At 71.4% G+C, this 21544-nt stretch carries 14 protein-coding genes and 1 pseudogene; 10 read left to right on the forward strand and 5 right to left on the reverse strand.

Annotated features, from left to right (window positions below):
- The first annotated feature begins 7 nt into the window (after nucleotides 1-7).
- The 3 genes from ACIA5C_RS22415 (at nucleotide 8) to ACIA5C_RS22425 (ending at nucleotide 4096) form a co-directional block, all read left to right on the forward strand.
- Complete coding sequence (locus ACIA5C_RS22415; protein ID WP_396057485.1) at nucleotides 8-2947, forward strand: glycoside hydrolase family 2 TIM barrel-domain containing protein; 2940 nt, start codon at nucleotides 8-10, stop codon at nucleotides 2945-2947.
- A gap of 105 nt (nucleotides 2948-3052) precedes the next feature.
- A complete protein-coding gene (locus ACIA5C_RS22420) occupies nucleotides 3053-3442 on the forward strand; it encodes a helix-turn-helix domain-containing protein (protein ID WP_396057488.1) in 390 nt (129 codons plus the stop codon).
- A 66-nt stretch (nucleotides 3443-3508) separates the two neighbouring features.
- Entirely contained in the window at nucleotides 3509-4096 is a 588-nt protein-coding gene (locus ACIA5C_RS22425) for a dihydrofolate reductase family protein (RefSeq protein ID WP_396057490.1), read from the forward strand.
- Between the two features lie 239 nt (nucleotides 4097-4335).
- On the opposite strand, the gene ACIA5C_RS22430 is transcribed toward ACIA5C_RS22425, so the two are convergent.
- On the reverse strand, nucleotides 4336-6222 hold the full coding sequence (locus tag ACIA5C_RS22430) for a glycoside hydrolase family 9 protein (protein ID WP_396057492.1): 1887 nt from the start codon (nucleotides 6220-6222) through the stop codon (nucleotides 4336-4338).
- Between the two features lie 94 nt (nucleotides 6223-6316).
- Between ACIA5C_RS22430 and ACIA5C_RS22435 the strand changes: the two genes are divergently transcribed.
- From ACIA5C_RS22435 to ACIA5C_RS22455, 5 genes and pseudogenes are all read left to right on the forward strand, one after another.
- Entirely contained in the window at nucleotides 6317-7219 is a 903-nt protein-coding gene (locus ACIA5C_RS22435) for a thioredoxin (protein WP_396057494.1), read from the forward strand.
- A gap of 113 nt (nucleotides 7220-7332) precedes the next feature.
- Nucleotides 7333-7995 (forward strand): annotated as a pseudogene (locus ACIA5C_RS22440) (ABC transporter ATP-binding protein); the annotation flags it as partial.
- A gap of 50 nt (nucleotides 7996-8045) precedes the next feature.
- Nucleotides 8046-8777 (forward strand): ABC transporter permease, encoded by a 732-nt coding sequence (locus ACIA5C_RS22445; protein ID WP_396057496.1) that lies wholly within the window; start codon nucleotides 8046-8048, stop codon nucleotides 8775-8777.
- Between the two features lie 9 nt (nucleotides 8778-8786).
- Nucleotides 8787-10019: a sensor histidine kinase gene (locus ACIA5C_RS22450; protein WP_396057498.1), complete on the forward strand. Its 1233-nt coding sequence runs from the start codon at nucleotides 8787-8789 to the stop codon at nucleotides 10017-10019.
- Nucleotides 10016-10672 (forward strand): response regulator, encoded by a 657-nt coding sequence (locus tag ACIA5C_RS22455; RefSeq protein ID WP_396057500.1) that lies wholly within the window; start codon nucleotides 10016-10018, stop codon nucleotides 10670-10672. The genes ACIA5C_RS22450 and ACIA5C_RS22455 overlap by 4 nt, the downstream gene beginning before the upstream one ends.
- On the opposite strand, the gene ACIA5C_RS22460 is transcribed toward ACIA5C_RS22455, so the two are convergent.
- Nucleotides 10627-11883 (reverse strand): cytochrome P450, encoded by a 1257-nt coding sequence (locus ACIA5C_RS22460; protein ID WP_396057502.1) that lies wholly within the window; start codon nucleotides 11881-11883, stop codon nucleotides 10627-10629. The genes ACIA5C_RS22455 and ACIA5C_RS22460 overlap by 46 nt on opposite strands.
- A 68-nt stretch (nucleotides 11884-11951) precedes the next feature.
- The gene (locus ACIA5C_RS22465; RefSeq protein WP_396057504.1) at nucleotides 11952-12740 is read right to left on the reverse strand and encodes an endonuclease/exonuclease/phosphatase family protein; all 789 of its coding nucleotides are present in this window, start codon (nucleotides 12738-12740) and stop codon (nucleotides 11952-11954) included.
- 116 nt (nucleotides 12741-12856) lie between these two features.
- Here ACIA5C_RS22465 and ACIA5C_RS22470 point away from each other — a divergent pair, with 116 nt between their 5' ends.
- The gene (locus ACIA5C_RS22470) at nucleotides 12857-15850 is read left to right on the forward strand and encodes an EAL domain-containing protein (protein WP_396057506.1); all 2994 of its coding nucleotides are present in this window, start codon (nucleotides 12857-12859) and stop codon (nucleotides 15848-15850) included.
- A gap of 54 nt (nucleotides 15851-15904) precedes the next feature.
- Nucleotides 15905-19669 carry an AfsR/SARP family transcriptional regulator gene (locus ACIA5C_RS22475; RefSeq protein ID WP_396057508.1) on the forward strand — a complete coding sequence of 1255 codons (3765 nt, stop codon included), beginning with the start codon at nucleotides 15905-15907 and terminating at the stop codon, nucleotides 19667-19669.
- Between the two features lie 3 nt (nucleotides 19670-19672).
- Here ACIA5C_RS22475 and ACIA5C_RS22480 read toward each other — a convergent pair whose 3' ends face one another.
- Nucleotides 19673-20500, reverse strand: a complete 828-nt coding sequence (locus ACIA5C_RS22480; protein ID WP_396057510.1) for an ABC transporter permease — start codon at nucleotides 20498-20500, stop codon at nucleotides 19673-19675.
- Complete coding sequence (locus ACIA5C_RS22485) at nucleotides 20497-21480, reverse strand: ATP-binding cassette domain-containing protein (RefSeq protein ID WP_396057512.1); 984 nt, start codon at nucleotides 21478-21480, stop codon at nucleotides 20497-20499. Before ACIA5C_RS22485 ends, ACIA5C_RS22480 begins: the two co-directional genes overlap by 4 nt.
- Nucleotides 21481-21544 lie beyond the last annotated feature (64 nt).

Raw genomic sequence — 21544 nt, forward strand, 5'->3', positions numbered from 1 at the left:
GGTTGTCATGTCGTACATCTCGGACCAGAAGCCGTTCCGCGGTGCCGTGCAAGCGGCGCGCTCATGGCTGCATTCGGACGCACCCTCCCGCTCGCTGAACGGGCCCTGGCAGTTCCGGCTGTCGCCGTTCGCCACCGCCCCGACGGATTTCGTGGCCGAGGACTTCGACGACGCGAAATGGGACAGCATCAACGTGCCGTCCCACTTCGGGACACCGATCTACACCAACGTTCAATACCCGTTCCCGATCGATCCGCCGCACGTGCCGGACGAGAACCCGACCGGCGATTACCGGCGCCACGTCGAGGTGCCGGCCGAATGGCTCGAGTCGGGCCGGGTCGTGCTCCGCTTCGACGGGGTCGAATCGCTGTTCAAGGTCTGGGTGAACGGCGACGAGATCGGCTCGGCGAGCGGCAGCCGGCTGGCCCACGAATTCGACGTCACCTCCTCGCTCTACGCCGGCGACAACGTCGTCGCGGTGCGCGTGCACCAATGGTCGGCCGCCAGCTATCTCGAGGATCAGGACCAGTGGTGGCGGCCCGGCATCTTCCGCGACGTCACGCTGCAACATCGGCCGTCCGGGGGACTCGAGGACGTCTGGCTGCGCACTTCCTTCGCGCCGGACGGGCACGGCACCATCGCGCCGGAAATCAATTCCGCGGGCTTCCCGGTGACGTTGCGCATCCCGGATCTCGGCCTCGAGAAAACCTGGGAAACGCCGGCCGACGTCGGACCCATCGACGTCGGCGAGGTACGGCCGTGGACGGCCGAGGCGCCTTTCCTGTACGCCGCGACGGTGTCCGCAACCGCAGAAACCGTGTCCCTGCGGCTCGGCTTCCGCACGGTCGAAATCGTCGGCGACCAGTTCCTGGTCAACGGCCGCCGGGTCGTCTTCCACGGCATGAACCGGCACGAGACCCACCCGGTGCGGGGGCGCGTCTTCGACGAGGGCGACGCGCGCGCCGACCTGGCCCGGATGAAACAGTTCAACGTGAACGCCATCCGCACCAGCCACTATCCGCCGCACCCGCGCCTGCTCGACCTGGCCGACGAACTCGGCTTCTGGGTCATCGAGGAATGCGACCTGGAAACCCACGGCTTCTCGGCCCTGGACTGGGTCGGCAACCCATCCGACGACCCGGCGTGGCGGGACGCCTATCTGGACCGCATCGAGCGGACCGTGGAACGGGACAAGAACCACCCGAGCATCGTCATCTGGTCGCTCGGCAACGAGGCCGGAACCGGCGGCAACCTGGCCGCGATGTCGGCCTGGGTGCACGGCCGGGACCCGTCCCGCCCGGTGCACTACGAGGGCGACTACACGGGCGATTACACCGACGTCTACTCGCGGATGTATTCGTCGATCCTTCAGACCACGGCGATCGGGACGGACGGGTCGCGGGACAAACTGCTCGGCTGCACGCCCGCCCAGGGGGCCCGGCAGCGGACCAAGCCGTTCCTGCTCTGCGAGTACGCCCACGCGATGGGCAACGGGCCGGGCGCCCTCGACCAGTACGAATCATTGGTGCACCGGTTCCCGCGGCTGCACGGCGGGTTCATCTGGGAGTGGCGGGACCACGGCATTCTCGCCTCCTCCCCGGACGGGACGCCGTATTACGCCTACGGCGGCGACTTCGGTGAGGTCGTCCACGACGGCAACTTCGTGATGGACGGAATGGTGCTCAGCAACGACGTGCCGACGCCCGGACTCCACGAATACAAGGCGGTGGTCCAGCCGCTCCGGTTCGCCTTCCACGACGACAGCGTCGAACTGACCAACCTGCGTCACTCCGCCGACACGTCCGATCTCGCATTCCGCTGGCAGGTGACGCACGACGGCGAGGTCGTGTCGGCCGGCGATCTGCAGGTGCCCGAGATCGAGGCCGGCGCAGCCTCGCGTGTGCCGCTGCCGACCGTCGACGTCGCGACCGCGCCGGGCGAGACGTGGCTGACGCTGGAGGCGGTCCTGGCCGCGGACGCCGCCTGGGCGCCGGCCGGGCACGTGGTCGCCACCGCCCAGCTCGACCGCTCCGCTCCGCGGCCCGCACCGGTAGCGCGGCGCGAGCCCCGCTGGGAACCCGGCGACGGGACGATGACCCTCGGGCCCGCGCGGTTCGAGGCCGGCACCCTCGTACGTCTCGCGGGCCGGACCGTGGCCGGCCCGCGCCTCGAATTGTTCCGTGCCCCGACCGACAACGACGAGGGAACCTCCGGCAACCCGGCCGAGAGCGACGGCAGCCTTCCCGGCGTCTCCAACGCCTCCCTGTGGCGCCGCGACGGCCTGGACCGCCTGACCACCCGCCTGGTCTCGGTGTCGGCCGCCCCCGGCGCCCTTCGGGTGATCTCGCGGGTCGCGGCCGCCAACTCCGGCCGGTCGGTGGTCGTCGAGACCGTCTGGACCCTGGTCGACGACGAGCAGCTGGACCTGCGCGTCTCGATCGAACCGTCCCGCGGCTGGTCCACGGTCTGGCCCCGCATCGGACTCCGCTTCGACTTCCCGGACGCGGACGATGCCGTCGACGGCGCCTCGTGGTTCGGCACGGGCCCGCTCGAGTCCTATCCCGACAGCCGGCACGCCGCCGTCGTCGGCCGGTTCGCCGCGGAGATCTCCGACCTGTCGGTCGAATATGCGCGCCCGCAGGAGACCGGCCACCGTTCCGGGCTGCGGACTCTGACACTGAAAGCCGACGGTGGCGACGTCCTCCGAATCGACGCCGTCCCGGACACGCGAGGCCGCCGTCCCGGCTTCACGCTGACCCGGCACACCCCGCAGGAGACCGCGGCCGCCCGGCACCCCTACGAGCTGCCGTCGTCGACCACCAGCCACCTGTTCATCGACGCGGCCCAGCACGGCCTCGGCTCGCGGGCCTGCGGCCCCGACGTGTGGCCCGACTTCGCCCTGCGCCCGGAGGCCCGCACCATCCACCTGCGCCTTCGCGAAGTCTGATGTCCGGGGATACCCCACCGGCGCGTTGGAGTTCGGCTACCCGCGCCCCGGACCCGGTCCGTCGGCGCGCACCTGAAGCCGTGGGAGCCGGCGCCGTTCCTGCCGATGCTCGCGGCCGAACTGCGCGACCGGCCGGTGACGGTAGAGCAGGTCTGGGGCCGGCCCGCCGTTGCTGAGCTGCGCGACCGGCTGGCCACGGCGGCCGGGCCGCACGAGATGCTGACGCTGCTGTTCAAGGAACTCGTCGGCGTCACGCCGAAGCGGCTGGCCCGCACCTACCGCTTCGCCGCCACCGTGTTCGCGATCGACCCCGCCGCTCCGATCGACTGGGGCGACCTCGCCGGCGGCGCAGGCTACTTCGACCAGGCCCACTTCGGTCACGAGTTCCGGGCGTTCACCGGGCTCACGCCGACCCGGTACGTCGAAGTCCGGCGGCGGTTCCTGCGCGAACATCCCGGCCACGCGATGGACGGCTGGCCGCTGCCGGCGGATTGATTTCTTACAAGAACGACAGCTCACGACCCGCTAATTTGGGGGCACACCAAGGCAGAGGAGAGCCCCGTGGGCAAGGTCGTCATGTACAGCTCAGTGTCGGTGGACGGCTTCGTCGCGGACGAGAACGACCAGCCCGGACCGCTGTTCGACTGGTTGTCCAGCGGTGACGTCCCGTTGGACGGGAGCGGCGAGCTGAAGGTGTCACAGACGTCCTACGACTACACCCGGCCGTACTGGAACGAGATCGGGGCGACAGTCGTCGGCCGGCGCGTCTTCGACATGACGGGCGGCTGGGACGGGAAGCCTCCGGGCGGGATCGACCACGTGGTCGTCGTGACGCACCGGCCGGAGCCTTCGAGCTGGGATTCCGGGGCGCCGTTCCACTTCGTCGACGGCGTCGAGGCAGCCGTGGCGAAGGCGCAGGAGCTTGCGGGCGACCGCACGGTCGAGGTCGCCGCCGGCGACGTCGGTGGCCAGGTGTTTGCCGCGGGCCTGGTCGACGAGGTGCGCATGGACGTCGTACCCGTCGTGTTCGGGTCCGGCAAGCGCTACTTCGGGTCGGCCGGCGCGCAGCACCTGTTGGAGGATCCTGACGTGGTGATTCAGGGCAACCGGGTGCTGCACCTGCGCTATCGGGTGCGCCGGGCGATGTAGTCGGTGAGGTTGCGGAAGCAGAGGGCGGCGGGGACGCCGGCACTGAGAGACCCGGTCAGCTTGACCGTCAGGTCAGCTCGTAGTCGAACCAGATGTGGTGGGTGCCGTCGTCGTCTTGACGGTCGGCTACCTCGAAGGTTCCGGTTACTCGCATGCCGTGACCCTAGGGCGGAAGGCTGACAGTTCCCGTCAGGTTCGTTGCGGACGGAGGCCGCCGCGCCGGGGCGCGGCGGCCCCTCTCAGTGCGAGGCCGACTGCAGGGCGGCGCCGATGATGGCGGCGCCGGTCATGTCGAGGGCCGGCTCGTCGGTCTGCCAGGCACGGACGTCGTCGACGAAGCGGCTGTCGGCGCGGTTGAAGGCGGCGAACGGGTCGTTGCCGGCGGGCGGGCAGGCCACCATGCCGTCCTGGTAGTCGCCGAGGCCGTCCTCGAACAGCGACGGGTCGTTGGGTCCGTTGACGACCGCGCCGGTCAGCACCGGGCGGGAGCCGTCGACGCTGCCGTTGAGGTTGGCGACCTGGTGCTGGGTGCAGTGCGGGAACGTCGACCCCTCGCCGACCATGAAGCTGGTGCCCCACGCGTTGGCGCCGAGCAGCCAGTTGCGCTGGGCGGTGGCGTAGGCGTCGAACGAGCGGTCGCCGGTCACCGAGCGGTACATCGCCTCGGTGGCGATCAGGCCGAACGTGTGCGAGTCGACGTCGAAGTCGGTGTAGACGCCGCCGGCCCGGAACGGATCGGTCGCCGACCGGGTCGCGCCGGTCTTCACCTGACGTTTGAGGTCGGCCGCCAGCTGGGCGCGGGACACGGCCAGGGCGCGGCCCGGGGAATGCCCCATGGCCACGATCAGATCCGTGTGGGCGAGCGCACTCACGTCGTACAAATTGAAGGTGTCGCCGGTCTCGCCGGCGATGTATCCCGCAGCGAAACCCGCCGCCTGGCTGATGAATTTGTCGGTGCCCGGCAGGTGCAGGCGCCGGCCGGCGAGGGCGATCTCGGCCGCCGCGAGTTCCATGTCGTCGTGCCAGGTGTCCTCCGGATAGAAGTCGAACGGCAGCGCGGTCGTCAGCTGCTTGGGCGGATTCTTCACCGCGGCCCGGGCATAGAGCGACGTCGCTGCCTTCAGGTCGGCCGCGGCGCGGGCCGGCGGGTCCTGCTGCGCGGCCATCGCGAATGCCGCCGCCACCCGGCCGGCCAGGTTGGGGCTGATCGGCGCGCCCGGCGCCGCCGCCTCGAAGACCGGCCGGTGGGAGGTCGCGTAACGGGCGTCCGGGTCGCTGTCGGTGTCGTCCTGTTCGGGTAGCCGCCAGATGTCGTGGTCGCCGAGGAACGTGCCGGCGTCGTTGCCCGAGCCGATTCCCACCTGCAGATAAAGGGTCTTCGACTTCTGGTCCCACATCTTGTCGAGCCAGTCGATGCCGTGACGCGATTCCGCGCCGAGCGCGGCGGGCGCTTTTCCGCCCATCGCACGCTGGGCGGCGAGCAGATCTATCGCACCGTACGCCGTGGAATGCGTGAACTTCAGGTAGTCCCCGGCGTCGAACCAGCCGCCCTCGACGTTCACCGCCGTGCCGCCGAGCCGGGTCAGGTCGCTTTCCGCGATGATGTCGTCGGTGACGAAGGTCGGCGTCTGATATACCCCGGCGTAGGCGTCGTTGAGGTGCGACGGCTTGCGGTTGAGGTCGCCCTTGATGACGTCCTTGCCGTCGCGCTGGGTCTGATAAAACGTGACGCCGTCGCGGACGAGTTGGCCGTAGAGGTCCTGCTCGCTGCGGATGGTGAAAGCCGGCGATTCCGCGCCGCCCACCTTGATGCTATAGGTGCCGGTCTTTTCCAGTGGACTCAGGTCGATCGGGTAGACGGCTTGGTAAGTGTCGTTCCACGCGCCGCGGCTGATTTTACCGACCTTTCCGGACAGCACGGTCCGGTTCCTGGAATCCAGCACGGCGAATCGCTCGCCGTTTCTCGCGGCGCCGGTCATGAGGTACGCGGTTTTGGTCTCGCCGGGCGCATAACCGCCCTGGTCCACGCGGACTTGCGCGGCTATCTCCGGCCGGGTGGCCGCGGTGATGGACAGGATGAGCGCGAGCCCGCTCAGGGCCGCGCCGGACTTCCGCAGGCTACCCACGGCAACTCCAAGATTGGAAGACTGTTTAACAGACCTTGGGCGGGACGCTACGACGGGTATCGACCGTGGTCAAGAGGCTCTAGGCTGGCCGTCGATGACCTCTCTTCCGCCCTTCACCGGGGCCGCGGGCTGGCTCAACTCGCAACCGCTCACGCCGGACGCGCTGCGCGGCCGGGTCGTGCTCGTCAACTTCTGGACGCTGACCTGCGTCAACTGGCTGCGGCAGGAGCCGTGGGTGCGGGCCTGGTCGCGGGCCTACGCCGACGACGGGCTCGTCGTGATCGGCGTGCACACGCCCGAGTTCGGCTTCGAGCACGATATCGACCTGATCCGCCGGTCGCTGGCCGATCGCGAGATCGACTACCCGGTCGCGGTCGACAGCGACTACGCGATCTGGTCGGCCTTCGACAACCACTACTGGCCGGCGCTCTACTTCGCCGACCGCTCCGGCTCGATAACCGACTTCCACTTCGGCGAGGGCCGCTACGAGAAGTCGGAAAAGACCCTGCAGCGACTGCTCGGGGTGTCCCGCCCCCTGGTCACGGTCGAGGGCGTCGGACCCGAGAAGGGCGCCGACTGGGACACCGTGCGCACCAACGAGACCTACCTCGGCCGGGGCCGCGGCCTCGATGAGCCGGTCGAGTCACCGGCCTACCTGCCGTTCAACCGCTGGGGCCTGGACGGCGGGTGGCGGATCGGCCGCGAGGAGATCGAGTCGACGTCCCCGGGCAGCACCATCGCCTTCCACTTCCAGGCCCGCGACGCCAACCTGGTGCTCTCCAACCCGACCGGCCGGCCGATGAAGTTCCAGGTCCTCCTCGACGGCGTCGCCCCGGGCGCCTCGCACGGCACCGACATCACGGCCGACGGGCAGGGCGTGCTCGACTACGGCCGCATGTACCAGCTGATCCGCCAGCCCGCACCGGTCACCGCGCGCACGGTCGAGATCAGCTTCGCCGTGGCCGGCGCGCGGGCGTACGTCTTCACCTTCGGATAGTCACTCGATCGATCGGTGGAGTGCACCCACCGGGTGGCCGAGCGGCCGATTCCACCGCCCGCCCGGGAGATCGGCCGATCCGCGCGGAGGGCGGATCGGCGACGCTCAACGGCATGAACGGCGTGATCGAGGTGGAGAGCCTCCACAAGAGGTACGGCAGCACGGTGGCGGTGGACGACGTGTCGTTCACCGTCGCGCAGGGCGAGATCTTCGGGATTCTCGGGCGCAACGGGGCCGGGAAGACGACGACCGTGGAGTGCCTGGTCGGGCTGCGGACGCCGGATCGCGGGCGGATCCGGGTGCTCGGGCGGGAACCGCGACGCGACCACGCCGAGCTGACCCGGCGGGTCGGGGTGCAACTGCAGGACAGCCAGTTACCCGAGCGGCTGCGGGTCGGCGAGGCGATGCGGCTCTACGCCTCGTTCTATCCCGAACCGGCCGATCCGACGGAACTCCTCGGGCAGCTCGGATTGAAAGGCCGGGAGAAGGTCCCGTACGGCAAACTCTCCGGCGGCCAGAAGCAACGGCTCGCGATCGCGCTGGCGCTGGTCGGGCGGCCCCGGATCGCCGTACTCGACGAGCTGACCACCGGCCTGGACCCGCACGCCCGCCGGGACACCTGGGATCTGATCGCCGGCGTGCGGGCCGACGGCGTGACGATCGTGCTCGTCACCCACTTCATGCCGGAGGCCGAGCGCCTCTGCGACCGCGTCGCGGTCATCGAGGCGGGCCGGGTGCTGACGATCGGCTCGCCGGCCGAGCTCATCGAGCGGGCCGGCCGGCCCACGCTGGAGGACGCCTTCGTCGAACTCACCGGGAGGACCGCATGACCGCGCTGACCCGGACCGAGCTCAAGTTGTTCCTGCGCGAGAAGTCGGGGCCCGCGTTCGGAGTCGGGCTGCCGCTGCTCCTGCTGGTCATCTTCGGCAATCTGCCCTTCTACCACGAGCACCGGGCCGATCTCGGCGGCCGGACGCTGCTCGACGTGTACGTCCCGATCCTGGTCGCGTTCGTGCTGGCCATGCTCGCGCTGAACGTGCTGCCACCGGTGCTCGCCGGCTATCGCGAGCGGGGCGTGCTGCGGCGGTTGCGGACCACGCCGGTCGGGCCGGTCCGGGTGCTCGCCGCCCAGCTGATCCTCACGCTGCTGACCGCCGCGGTCTCGGTGACCGCGCTTCTTCTGGTGGCCCGGTTCGCGTTCCACGTCGTGCTGCCCCGCCAGATGGCCGGTTTCCTGCTCGCCGCGCTGCTGGCGACCCTCGCCCTGACGGCTCTCGGCCTGCTGGTGTCCGGTGCCGCGCCGGGCGGCCGGTCGGCCAACGCGCTCGGCGCCGCCCTCTTCTATCCGCTGGTCTTCCTCGGCGGGCTGTTCCTGCCGATACAGACCATGCCGGCGACCCTGCGGCACATCAGCCACTTCAGCCCGATGGGTGCGGCGGTCACCGCGATGCAGGACGCCACCAGCGGGCACTGGCCGCACTGGCTCACGCTTGTCACGTTGCTCGCCTGGGCGGTCGCGGCGGCAGCCGCGGCGGCTAGATTCTTCCGCTGGGAGTAGGTGAGAGACATGCGGGAAGAGCAACCGGCCTGGCCGGCCGGGTGGGAACGGCGGCTGCGACCGATGGTCACCGTCCTTCCGTACGCGTTGCTGGCCGCTCTCGCCGCACTCACGGTCGTCGTGCGGCACAACTATCTTGACGCAGTGCTGTGCGCCGGGGCCGCCCTCTGGAACCTGGTGCTCTTCACGGCGCGTCCGGTGTGGCGGGACCGGCCGGCCGTCGTGGCGGTGTTCCTGACCGGCCTCAACGTCTTCGGCCTGGTCATGGTCATCCGTAACCCGTGGTTCGGCTTCTACTCGGTGGCCCTCTACGCGTACGCCTTTCAGATCGTCGGCTGGCCGCGCGAGCTGTACTTCATCTCGGCCGCCGGGGTCGTGGCGGGAACGGCCCAGGCGACCGGCCTCGACTACCACTCGTGGACCGGATGGCTGGGCTGGGCGGCCGTGGTCGGCGTCAACGTGCTGCCGTTCGGGCTGATCGCGTGGCTCGGCGAGGTCATGCTCCGCTATCAGGGCGGGCGCGAGAAAGCCCTTCGCGAGGCCCGGGAGGCCAACGGGCGCCTGGCGGCAGCCCTGTCCGAGAACGCGGCCCTCCAGGAACGCCTGGTCGAGCAGGCGCGCGCGGCGGGCGTACTGGACGAGCGGGGCCGGATGGCCCGCGAGATCCATGACACGCTGGCCCAGGGCCTGACCGGGATCGTCACACAGCTCCAGGCGGCCGAGCACGTGGCCGACGACCCGCACGCCTGGCGGCGGCACCACGCGGCAGCGACCGCGCTGGCCCGGGAGAGCCTGACCGAGGCGCGACGATCGGTGAACGAGTTGCGCCCCGGGCCCCTGGAAACCAGGCGGCTGGCCGACGCCATCGGCGAGGTCGCGGCCACGTGGTCGGCCCGGCACGGCATCCCGGCCGCGGTCACGGTGACCGGGTCCGCCCACCCGTTGCGCCCGGAGGCCGAGGTCTCGCTGTTCCGCACCGCCCAGGAAGCTCTGGCCAACGTGGGCAAGCACGCGTGTTCCGCGACCCGGGTCGGCATCACCCTGTCCTACATGGACCAGCAGGTGGCGTTGGACGTGCGGGACGATGGCCCCGGCTTCGACCCGCTGCTGCGGAACGGCGGCTTCGGGCTGGAGGCCATGCGTCAGCGGATCGAGGCGTTGTCCGGCATCCTGCAGATCGAATCGGAGGTGGGCGGTGGCACCGGCATCTCGGCCGCCCTGCCCTTGGAGGTGTCCTCGTGAGTGACCCGATCAAGTTGCTGATCGCCGACGACCACCCGGTCGTCCGCGACGGGCTGAGCAGCATGTTCGCCCGCGATCCGGAGTTCGCCGTGCTGGGCGAGGCGTCGGACGGGGCCGAGGCGGTGCGGCTGGCCGAGGCACTCGGGCCCGACGTCATTCTGATGGACCTTCGGATGGCGGGCATGGACGGCGTCACCGCGATCGGCGAACTGGCCCGGCGCGGGGTGCCGGCCCGGGTGCTGGTGCTCACGACGTACGACACGGACAGCCACGTGCTGCCCGCGATCGAGGCCGGGGCGACCGGGTACCTGCTGAAGGACGCGCCCCGCGACGAACTGCTGCGGGCCGTACGCTCGGCCGCCCGCGGCGAGGTCGCGCTCTCGCCGTCGGTGGCCGCCCGCCTGATGAACCGGCTGCGGGCCCCCGCGCCCCCGCCCGGCCCGCTGAGCCGCCGCGAGCTGGAGGTGTTACGCCTGGTCGCGTCCGGCCACACCAACCGGGAGGCGGCCGCGCGACTGTTCATCACCGAGGCCACGGTCAAGACGCACCTGCTCAACATCTACGCCAAGCTCGACGTCAACGACCGCGCGGCGGCGGTCGCCGAGGGCTACAACCGGGGCCTGCTCACCGGTGACGACGCCGGTCGGGCGTGATCTCCATCGGTGCCCAGATGGACCGGCAGGGTGAGGTGGCCGTTACCGAGGATGCTCGGAACCGGTTCGAGTGAAGCGGCCGGCACGGCCAGGCGCATCGCGGGGAAGCGGCCGAAGAGCCCGGCCAGCGCCGTCGCCCCCTCGGCCCGGGCGAGCGGCGCCCCGAGGCAGAAGTGCACGCCGTGCCCGAGCGCCACGTGCGACCGGTCCGGCCGCGTCACGTCGAACGTCCCGGCCGTGCCGGGTGGCTGATGCCGCGGATGGTTCGACGCCGCGCCGAACGACGGGAGGATCGCCTCGCCCCGCCGGATCACCGCGCCGCCCGGCAGTTCGATGTCGGAGACCGCGTACCGCATCGGCATGTGGCTGACCGGTGCCGCGAACCGCATCGTCTCCTCGATCACGTCACCCCAGGAGGCCCGGCCCGCGCGCACGTGAGCGACCTGCGCGCGATCGGCCAGCAGCGCCACGACCGCGTTGTCGATCAGGTTGACCGTCGTCTCGTAGCCGGCCGCCACGATCAGCAGCAACGTGTCGACCAGTTCCCGGTCGGTGAGTTCGGGAGTCTGCACCAACCCGGTGGTCAGGTCGTCGCCCGGCGCGTCCCGCTTGAGCGCGATCAGTGCCGTGAGCATCGCGTACACGTCCTGGGTCGCCGCCAGCGCATCGGACGCCGACGACGTCGTATTCCAGATGCGGTCGATCGTCTCCTTGAACGGTGCCCGCATCGATTGTGGAATGCCCAGCAAATCGCTCATCACCCGCACCGGCAACTGCACCGCGAAGGCCTGCCGCAGGTCGACCGGACCGGACCCGAGGGCCGCCAGTTCGTCCAGCAGCCCGGCGGTGTTCCGCTCGATCGACGGCAACAGACCATCGAGCCGCCGGGCGGCGAAAACGGGGGACACCAGACGCCGCAGACGGCGATGCGCCTGCCCGTACGCGGTGAACATGTTGTCGACCGACACCTGCAGATAGAGCGGCCACTTCCCGACGATCTCACCCTCGATGAACCGCGGCCAGTGCTGCCGCGGATCCTTGGAGACGCGGGGATCGGACAGCAGTTGCCGCAGCAGATCGGGATCCCCGATCGCCCACGCCGCCTCGCCCAGGATGTCGACAAGCACCGGCCCGCCGGCCGCGTGCAGAACCGCTTCCTCGGCCGCCCGCCGCCGCGCTGTCGGGTCGAGCACCAATTCTGGGGAATTCACCGGCCAAAGCTAACCGGCATCGAATACGAATGCACATTCGAACAATTGATGGCCGCTATCGAAATCCCTTATCGGAACAGGCCGAAGTACATGCAGTGGTCGGAATAGGCCGCGCAGGACGTGACCGCCCCGCGCCGTCCGAGGTTCGCGAACAGGTAGTCGATTTTGCGGGGAGCCGGCAGGAACGTGGTCAGCGGCTCCGAGCGGTCGCCGTTCGCCTCGCGGAAGGTGGCGTAGAACGGGTCCAGGTCGTCGTCGGAGGGCTGCGAGTTGAGGTCGCCGCCGAACAGGACCGGGCGGGTGCCGGCGAGCGGGGTCAGCCAGCGGCTGATCGCCGCCATCTGGGCCGCCAGATTGGGGCCGCTCGGCGAGGTGTGGGTGGTGACGGCGAAGACGGTGCGACCGGCGAGGCGTACGGTCGCGCCGAGCACCATGCGCTGTTCCGCGTTCACCGGCGACGTACCGATCAATTGGTGCGCGACCGCACCGCTCAGCGTGCCCTTCGCCAGAAGGGCGATGCCGAAGGCGCGCCCGTGCGCCCGGTCGTGGTCGGCGCAGTGGCCGCCCTTGGCCCCGGTCGCGAAGATCGCCTCGTAGCCGTAGCGGGCCAGCCGGTCGCGCACGCCGAGGAACTGCGAGTAGCAGAGTTCCTGGAGCATCGCGACCGAGACGCCGCGGGCCCGCACCTGGTAGGCGATGTTCGACGCGGTGAGGTCGACCTCGCCGTGCCGGCAGACGTTCCCGCAGGCGTTGAAGGTCATGCTGAGCAGGCCCGGCCCGCCCGCATGGGCCGGGGCGGCCCCGACCAGGAGGCTGAGAACGGAGACCAGCGCGGCGACGACCAGGCGGATTCGCATGTCCCGTCGCATCGGTCGCGGACCCGGGGGCGGTCAGGCAACGGCCGGTCGCAGCCTGGTTGCAAACGAGTCCCCGACCGGCCACCTGACCACCGAAAAGGTAATAATCTTGGGCCGTGGCGCATGGTCCGGTCGTGGGTGTGCTCTCGACGTCGTTCGGCGGCCCCTACTTCGGCGGCCTGCTGGACGGCATCCGGGCCGGGGTGGCGGCGCACGGCGGGCGGCTGATCGCGATCCAGACACTCGACGCGGGCACGTTCAACACCGACTTCAAGGACCCACCGCCCTTTCCGCACCACGTGGCCTGGGACTACATCGACGGGTTCGTCACGTTCCTCAACGGCGTCGGCCCGGCGTACATGCGGCTGGCCCAGCAGAGCGGGCGCCCGGTCGTGGTGATCAGCGACAACCCGGAGGGGTTGAGCTGCCCGACCGTCCGGCCGGACAACGGGGCGGGAATCGGGGCCGCGGTGCGGCACCTGATCGGGCACGGGCACCGCCGGATCGCCTTCGCCGGGTACCTCGGCCAGGTCGACGTCCAGGAACGGTACGCGGCGTACCGCGCCACGATGCTCGCTTCCGGCCTCGACCCGGAGGGCCTCTACTACGACACCGGCGACATGCAGGAGGCCGGCGGCGAGCGGGCGGGGCGCGCCATGCTGGCCGGCGGGCTGCCGTCGACCGCGGTGGTCGTGGCGAACGACCTGAACGCGTTCGGCGTCGTCCGGGTGCTGACCGAGGCCGGCTGCCACCTCCCGGCCGAGCAGGCCGTGATCGGCTTCGACGACATGCTGCTCGGTGCCTCGATGATCCCCAGCATGACCAGCGTCCGGCAGCCGCTGGACGAGATCGGCGGGCTGGCCGCGAGGCTGGTGGTGCGGATGGTGAACGGCGCCGCGGTGGCCGACGACGAGCACCGGCTGCCGACCACCCTGGTCGTCCGGGAGTCGTGCGGCTGCCCGGGCCCCCTGGCGCTGGCCTCGGGCCGGTTCGCCGACGACCCGGCCGACGCCGACCGGCTGCTGGCCGAGATCCGCACCGCCGTCGATCGGGACACCCCGGCCTGGTCGGCCGGTGCCCAGGCGGCCGAACTCGAGGTGGCGGTCAAGAACGTCGCGAGCGCCCTCAACGAGGCCGCGGCCGACCGGCCGACCCCGGCCGGCACCGAACTGCGCCGCCTGCTCATGCCGGTCGCCCGGCGCCTGGAGAACTACGAGACCGCGGTGGCGGTGATGCGGCTGTTCCGCGACTACGGCCGGGCGCTGCAGACCGCGACGAAGAACGAGCGGGTCGAGGACCTCGTCTATCAGATCTTCGTGGTGCTGGCCCAGGCCCAGTCGTCGTTCCAGGTCGCGCACGGCCGGTCGACGATGTCGGCGCTGGGGACCCAATATTCGGTCAGCATGCAGTTGTTGCGCAGCCAGGAGCGTGATCCGCGGTCGCTGGACTGGTTGCGGGCCACCGCGATCCGCGGCGGCTGCCTCGGGCTGTGGCCGAGCGCGGACGAGACCGGGGGTGCCTTCCTCGACGTGATCGCCACGTACGACCGGCGGGCCGGTGCGGCGATGCAGGGCGGCGGCCGCACCGGGATCGAGCGGTTCCCGCCGGCCGAGGTGGTGGCGCTGGCCGACTCCGCCGCCGACGACATGATCTACGTCGCTCATCTGAAGGTGGACAACGGGGACTGGGGGATGTTGGCGCTGGTCGGTCCGATTCAGGCTGGTCTGGCCGAGGGCCGGGAGACGATGAATCAGTGGGCGGCGTTGCTCAGTGTGGCTCTGGAGCATGATTCGGTGTTGCAGACGTTGCGGGAGCAGGAAGAGGTCCTGCGGCGGGCGGCGCTGTACGACGATTTGACGGGGCTGCCGAACCGTAGTCATTTCCGTGACCGGTTGATGCTGGCGATGGGCCGGCGCCGGCAGTATGCGGTGTTGTTGCTGGATCTGGACGGGTTCAAGCTGGTCAACGACAGTCTGGGGCATGAGGCCGGCGACCGGCTGCTGCAGGAGGTGGCCCGGCGGGTGACGGTCGAGTTGCGGGTGAACGAGGCGGCGGCCCGGCTGGGCGGCGACGAGTTCGCCGTACTGATCGAGGATTTTGCCGGGCGGGAGGCCCCGGCGGTGCTGGCCGAGCGTTTGCAGGCGGCGGTTTCCGCGCCGTGCCGCCTCGGCGACACCGACGTCGCCGTCACCGCGAGCATCGGGATCGCGCTGGGCGCCGACAGCTACGGCGACACCCAGGCGGTCATGCGCGACGCGGACGCCGCGATGTACTACGCCAAGAGCAGCGGCAAACGGACACACGCCCTGTTCGTGCCGTCGATGCACGAGTCGGCGCTCGACCGGCTGCGTACCGGCGCCGAACTGCGCCACGCCATCGACAACGACGAGCTGGAGCTGTTCTACCAGCCGATCGTCGCCCTCGACAGCGGCGCGGTGACCGGGATGGAGGCGTTGCTGCGCTGGCGGCACCCGACCCGCGGGCTGCTCGGGCCGCCGGCGTTCCTGCCGATCGCCGAGGAGAGCGACCTCGGCGTCAACATCGGCACCTGGGTGCTGCGCACCGCCTGCCGGCAGATCGCCCGGTGGCAGCAGCCGGCGATGCGGATGAGCGTCAACGTCTCCAACCGGCAGTTCTGGCACGGCAACCTGATCCAGGACGTCGTCGAATCCCTGGCCGCCGACCACCTCGACCCCGGCTGCCTCGCCATCGAGATCACCGAAGGCGTGATCATGCACGATGTGCGACACGCGACCAGGATGATCGGCGACCTGAGCGCGATGGGCGTCGAGGTCCACATCGACGACTTCGGCACCGGCTACTCCTCCCTCGAGGCCCTCCACGACCTGCCGTTCGACGCTCTGAAGATCGACCGCTCGTTCGTATCCCGGTCGTCCGGCAACGTCCGCAGCCGCGAACTGGTCCGCACCATCGTCACGATGGGCCTCAACCTGGGCCTGAAAGTGATCGCGGAGGGCATCGAGACCACCGAGGAGCAGAGTCTGGTGCGCGAGCTGGGCTGCACCCACGGCCAGGGCTACCTCTTTTCCCGGCCGGTTCCGGCCCAGGATTTCGGCGCCTTCCTGTACGGGTGGGCCGCCGCACCCTGAGGCGAAACTGATCGCGTTTTGGCCGGGTGGCCCCGGCGCGAGAGGATCAGAGACATGGGGGACTCGGCTCCGCGGCTGCGGGTGACGCTGCTCGGCACCTTTCAGGTGGCGCGAGGTGACACCCCGGTGCCCGTACCCGGGGCCCGGCTGCGCGGCCTGATCGTGCGGCTCGCCCTGGCCGGCGGCCGCGCCGTCGACCCGGGCGTGCTGACCGAGGCGCTCTGGCCCACCGAACGCCCGACCGACCCGGCGAACGCGCTGCAGTCCCTGGTCTCCCGCCTGCGCAAGCTGCTCGGCGGGGCCGGCACGGTCGTACAGGCCGAGGGCGGCTACCGGCTCGACGTGGCGCCCGGCGACGTCGACGCGCTGCGCTTCGAGCGCCTCGCCGCCGACGGCCGCGACCGGCTGCGGACGGGTCAGGTCGAGGCCGCGGCAGCGCTGCTCACCGAGGCGGTCGCGGTCTGGTCCGGAACGGAGGCCACAGACTCCGAGGCGGCGGGAGGCCCACCGGCGGCGGCGGGCTCAGCGGCGGCGGGCTCAGCGGCGGCGGGCTCAGCGGCGGTGAGCTCGACCGCAGCAGAGTGGGCCCCGGCGGGCCGGGCGTCGGTGGGCCGGGCGGCGGCGATGATGGGCACGGGTGCGCCGGCCGCCATCGCCGCGGTGGCTCCGGGGGTCGCGACCCGGCTGGCCCGGGCCGCCGCCGAGGCCGTCGCCGACCTGGCCGAGGCCGAGACGGTGCTGGGCGCGGCCGACATCGCCTCGGTTCGGCTTGCCGCTCTGCTGGTCGAACACCCGGCCGACGAGCGGGCCGCCGCGCTGCTGATGGACGCGCTCGCCGCGCAGGGCCGGCAGGCCGAGGCGCTCGCGGCTTTCGAGCGGGTGCGCGAGTTCCTGGCCGACGAGTTGGGAGTGGACCCGGGCACTGCCCTGCGCGACCGTCACCTCAGCCTCCTGCGTGCCTCCACCGAGCGGCCGGCCCCATCCCCACGGCCGGCGCCCGGCGAGCAGCGGCCCAGACACTGTGAGCAGCGGCCGAGGGCGGCTGAGCAGCGGCCGGGAGTGGGTGAGCAGCGGCCGGGAGTGGGTGAGCAGCGGCCGGGAGTGGGTGAGCAGCGGCCGGGAGTGGGTGAGCAGCGGCCGGGAGTGGGTGAGCAGCGGCCGGGGTCGGGCCAGCAGCGGCCGGGGCGTGGCGAACAGCCGGCGGGGTGGGGCGAGCAGCCGCTGGGGGGAGGCCCGCAGCCGCCCACGGGGGCCGAGCAGCCGCCGGCGGGGGCCGAGCAGCCGCCGGCGCGGGCCAAGCCGCTGCCGGCGTGGGAGGAGCCGCCTCCGAGCAACCTGCCGGCCCCGCTGACCAGCTTTGTCGGCCGGGACGACGACCTTGCCCGGGTGGACACCCTGCTCGCCGCCGGGCGGCTGGTCACCGTGCTCGGGCCGGGCGGCGCCGGCAAGACGCGGCTTGCGCTCGAGGCCGGGCGGCGGCATCGGCACGAGTACCGGGACGGCACCTGGCTCGTCGACCTGTCGTCGGTGACCGAGCCGGCCAAGGTCGGTGCGGCGCTGCTGGCCGCGCTGGGGCTGCGCGGCGCCTCGCTCTTCGACAGCGGCCGGTTGGCGGCCGAGGGCGACGAACTCGAGGTCCTGGTCGACCGGCTCGGTGGTCGCGAGACGCTGCTGCTGGTCGACAACTGCGAGCACCTTATCGAGGCGGTCGCCCGGCTGACCGCGGCGCTGCTGCCGCGCTGCGCCGGGCTGCGGGTGCTGGCGACCAGCCGGGAGCCGCTCGCCGTCGACGGGGAGGCGCTGGTGCCGCTCGGGCCGCTGACGCTGCCCGAGGCGGACGCGAGCGTCGAGGAGGCCCGCCGCACCGCCGCGGTGCGGCTTTTCGCGGAGCGGGCTGCCGCTGTACGCCCGGGGTTCGACGTCGACGTCGACACGCTCGCCGAGGTGCTCCGCATCGTCCGCGGGCTCGACGGCATGCCGCTGGCCCTGGAGCTGGCGGCGGCCCGGCTGCGCACGCTGTCGCTGGGGGAGCTCGCGGCCGGGCTGCGCGACCGCTTCCGGTTGCTCACCAGCGGCAGCCGCACCGCCTATCCGCGGCACCGCACGCTGCGGGCAGTCATCGCGTGGAGCTGGGATCTTCTCGGCGAGCACGAGCGTACGCTCGCCAGCCGGATCTCCGTCCTGCCCGGCGGCGTCTCGCCGGCCTCGGCCGCCGCGGTGTGTTCCGGCACCGAGGTGCCGGAGAGCGAGATTCCGGAACTGCTCGCCGCGCTCGTCGACCGGTCGTTGCTGCAGCTCGCGCCGGACGCCGGGCGTTACCGCATGCTGGAAACCCTGCGGGAGTACGGCATCGAGCGCCTCGCCGAGCGGGGCGAACTGGAGACCGTACGCGGTCTGGCCGCCCGCTATCTGACCCGGCTGATCGGTGAGCACGACCAGCAGTTGCGCGGCCCGTCACAGCTGAGCGCGATGAACGTGATCCGGGCCGAGTACGACAACGCGCTGTCCGCGCTGCGCCATCTGTGCGACACCGGCGCGGCCGACCGCGCGGTCGACCTGGCGCTCGATCTGTCCTGGTACTGGCAGATCTTCGGCCGGCACCAGGATGCCAGCTACTGGCTGGCCGAGGCCCTGGCGCTGCCCGGCGGCCGGGCGAGCGTGAAACGCGACTGCGCCCAGGTCGTGCTGCTGCTCAACCGCATCGGTTCGCAGCCGGTCGTCATCGAGGCCGAGGTGCTGGCCCGCGAGGGTGAGCTGCGGCAACTCGCCGACCGGCTGCTCGGCTACGACCACGAGCTGCCCGGGCTGGCCAGCGCGCTGACCGCGATCACCCTCTTCTTCCTGCAGGACGCCGACGCCGCGCGGGCCGTCATCGCCCGGATCGTCGACGGCCCGGACGTCTGGCTGGCCGGGCTGGGTCACATGTTCCGGGCCCAGGTCGCCGAGAACGAGGGCGACCTGGCCCAGGTCCGCGCGGACGTGACGGCCGCGTTGAGGTGCTTCGGAGAGGTCGGCGACCACTGGGGCCTGGCCACGGCGCTGCCGATGCGGGCGCTGCTGCGGCAGTACGACGGCGACCTCGACGGCGCCCTCGCCGACCTGAGCCGGGCCCGGTCCGAGGCGCGCCAGTTCGGTTCGCTGAGCTTGAGCGACGAGGTCTTCATCGACCTGCGCTGGATCGACCTCTACCTGCGGCGGGGCGACTTCGCGGAGGCCACCGCGATGATCGACACGGCGCGGGAGCGGGCGTTGCGGTCCAGCTCGGCCGAGATGATCATCCTGGTCAACGCGCTCGAGGCCGGCCTGTGGCTGCGGCTCGGCGATCTCGACCGGGCCGAGGAACTTCTGGTCGCGGCCGAGGACGGGATGAACGGCAACTTCCCGTTCGGCGGCGACCACGGGGTGGCCCTGATCGGATCGGTGCGGGCCTGGCTGTGCGTGCTCCGCGGCGATCCGGCGGGCGCCGAGGAACCGCTGGCCCGGGCGTACGCCGCGGCGGTGCAGAGCCGCGACATGCCGATCCTGTCGATGGTGGCGGTGACCGCGGCGGGCCTGGCCGATCTGCTCGGGCGGCACCGCGACTCGGCCGGGCTGCTCGGTGCGGCGGCCCGGCTGCGCGGCACCCACGACTGGACCGACCTGCAGGTCTCCGAACTCGCCGGCCGGGCCCGCAAGGCGCTCGGGGAGAACGGGTTCGCTTCCGCGTACGAGATCGGCTGGGCGATGGACGGCAAGACCGCGCTGCTCCAGGTCGATCCGGCGCGGCTGCGCCGAGAGGCGCTGCCCGCGTCGGACAGCGCCTCACCCCCCGCTTCCTGACCGCTACGCCCGCCGGGCGTAGCCGCGCAGCGCGAGCGGCACGAACACGACCAGCAGCCCGGCCATGAAGGCCAGCGTCTGCCACAGCGGGTGGGCGACCGGGCCGCCGATCAGCAGGCCGCGGATCGTGCCGACCAGCGGCGTGATCGGGTTGACGTGCACGAACGCCTGCAGCCAGCCCGGCAGCGTGCTGGTCTGCACGAACACGTTGCTGCCGAACGACAGCGGGAAGACCAGCAGGAACATCGTGCCCTGAACGGCACCGGGGGTGCGCACCATCATGCCGACCCACACCGAGATCCAGCAGAAGCAGAGGCCGAATCCGACCGCCAGCGCGACCGCCGCGAGCGCCGGCAGGAAACCGGTCTCGACCCGGAAGCCGATGATCATGCCGAAGCCCAGCATCACCACGCACACCGTCAGGTAGCGGACGATGTCCGCCGCGACGGCGCCGACCAGCGGCGCGGACCGGGCCACCGGCAGCGACCGGAACCGGTCGAAGACGCCCTTCTCGATGTCGGCGTTCAGGTTCTGGCCGAGCGCGATGCCGCCCATCGCCAGCGACTGGGCGAGCATGCCGGGCAGGAGGAACTGCAGGTAGGCGTGCCGGTCACCGCCGGCGATGGCGCCGCCGAAGAGGTACGTGAACAGCAGCAGGAAGATCACCGGCTGGAGCGTGACGTCGATCAGCGCCTCGGGCGTCCGAATCGTCTTGATCAAACTCCGCCGCGCGAGCGCGACGCTATGCCTGACCAGCGCGGCCAGCGCGCCTCCACGTGGCTTGTCGATGTCGCCGACGATGTTGCGAACGGGCACGTCAAGGGCGGTCATACGAGCTCACTCTCCTTCTTGGATTCGGTTTTCTCCTCGGTGAGCGCGTGGAAGACCTCGTCGAGGCTCGGCAGGTGCAGACCCAGTTCGGTGAACTCGACGCCGGCCCGGCGCAGCGCCGGAAGGGCCTCGTCGATCGCCGTGTCGGCGGCCACCGGGACCGCGACCGCGCCCGCACGGGCCCCGGCGGCGGTGTCCAGCGAGGCGTTGGTGCCCGGGGCGGCGACCGCGTCGAGCACCTTCAGCGCGTCTCCGATCCGGGCCGGGTCGCTCGGCCGGACCCGGAGAGTGAGCCCGCCGACGCGGCGCTTGAGGCCGTTCGGCGTGTCGAACGCGATCACCTTGCCGTGGTTGATCACCGCGATCTCGTCGGCGAGGGCGTCCGCCTCGTCCAGGTACTGCGTGGTCAGCAGCACGCTCGAACCCTGCGCGATCTGGGTGCGCACAACACCCCACATGTCCTCGCGCTTGGCCGGGTCGAGCCCGGTCGTCGGCTCGTCCAGGAAAATGACCTCGGGATGCCCGACCAGGCTCGCGGCCAGGTCGAGGCGGCGGCGCATGCCACCCGAGTACGTCTTGGCCGGCCGTGCCGCGGCCTCCGACAGGTCGAACCACTCCAGCAGCTCGACTGCCCGCTTCCGGGCATCTCGGGTGGTCAGGTCCAGCAGCTGGCCGATCAGCACCAGGTTCTGGGTGCCGGTCAGGTCCTCGTCGACGCTGGCGTACTGGCCGGTCAGCCCGATCCGCCGGCGCACCCGCTGTGGCTGTTTGAGCACGTCGATGCCGGCCACCTCGGCCATGCCCGCGTCGGGCCGGAGCAGCGTGGCCAGCACGCGTACGGCGGTCGTCTTGCCGGCGCCGTTCGGCCCGAGCACCCCGAGCACCGTGCCGCGGCGCATGGCCAGATCGACCCCGTCCAGAGCCTGCGTCTTGCCGAATCGTTTGCGGAGCCCCTCCGCCCGCACTACAAGATCACTCATGTCGATTTCCGTCCCCTCCGTCGCGGGCCGGTGTCCATGCCGGCAGCGGCCCTCGGGTAGCAGA

It is taken from the genome of Actinoplanes sp. NPDC051343 (assembly GCF_044455125.1).
GTDB lineage: Bacteria > Actinomycetota > Actinomycetes > Mycobacteriales > Micromonosporaceae > Actinoplanes.

Coding starts and splice junctions, on each gene's coding strand:
- ACIA5C_RS22465 (WP_396057504.1), bottom strand. CDS start 12,740: ATGCGAATCCGCCTGGTCGTCGCCGCGCTGGTCTCCGTTCTCAGCCTC.
- ACIA5C_RS22445 (WP_396057496.1), top strand. CDS start 8,046: ATGACCGCGCTGACCCGGACCGAGCTCAAGTTGTTCCTGCGCGAGAAG.
- ACIA5C_RS22480 (WP_396057510.1), bottom strand. CDS start 20,500: ATGACCGCCCTTGACGTGCCCGTTCGCAACATCGTCGGCGACATCGAC.
- ACIA5C_RS22485 (WP_396057512.1), bottom strand. CDS start 21,480: ATGAGTGATCTTGTAGTGCGGGCGGAGGGGCTCCGCAAACGATTCGGC.
- ACIA5C_RS22435 (WP_396057494.1), top strand. CDS start 6,317: ATGACCTCTCTTCCGCCCTTCACCGGGGCCGCGGGCTGGCTCAACTCG.
- ACIA5C_RS22475 (WP_396057508.1), top strand. CDS start 15,905: ATGGGGGACTCGGCTCCGCGGCTGCGGGTGACGCTGCTCGGCACCTTT.
- ACIA5C_RS22420 (WP_396057488.1), top strand. CDS start 3,053: ATGCTCGCGGCCGAACTGCGCGACCGGCCGGTGACGGTAGAGCAGGTC.
- ACIA5C_RS22415 (WP_396057485.1), top strand. CDS start 8: ATGTCGTACATCTCGGACCAGAAGCCGTTCCGCGGTGCCGTGCAAGCG.
- ACIA5C_RS22450 (WP_396057498.1), top strand. CDS start 8,787: ATGCGGGAAGAGCAACCGGCCTGGCCGGCCGGGTGGGAACGGCGGCTG.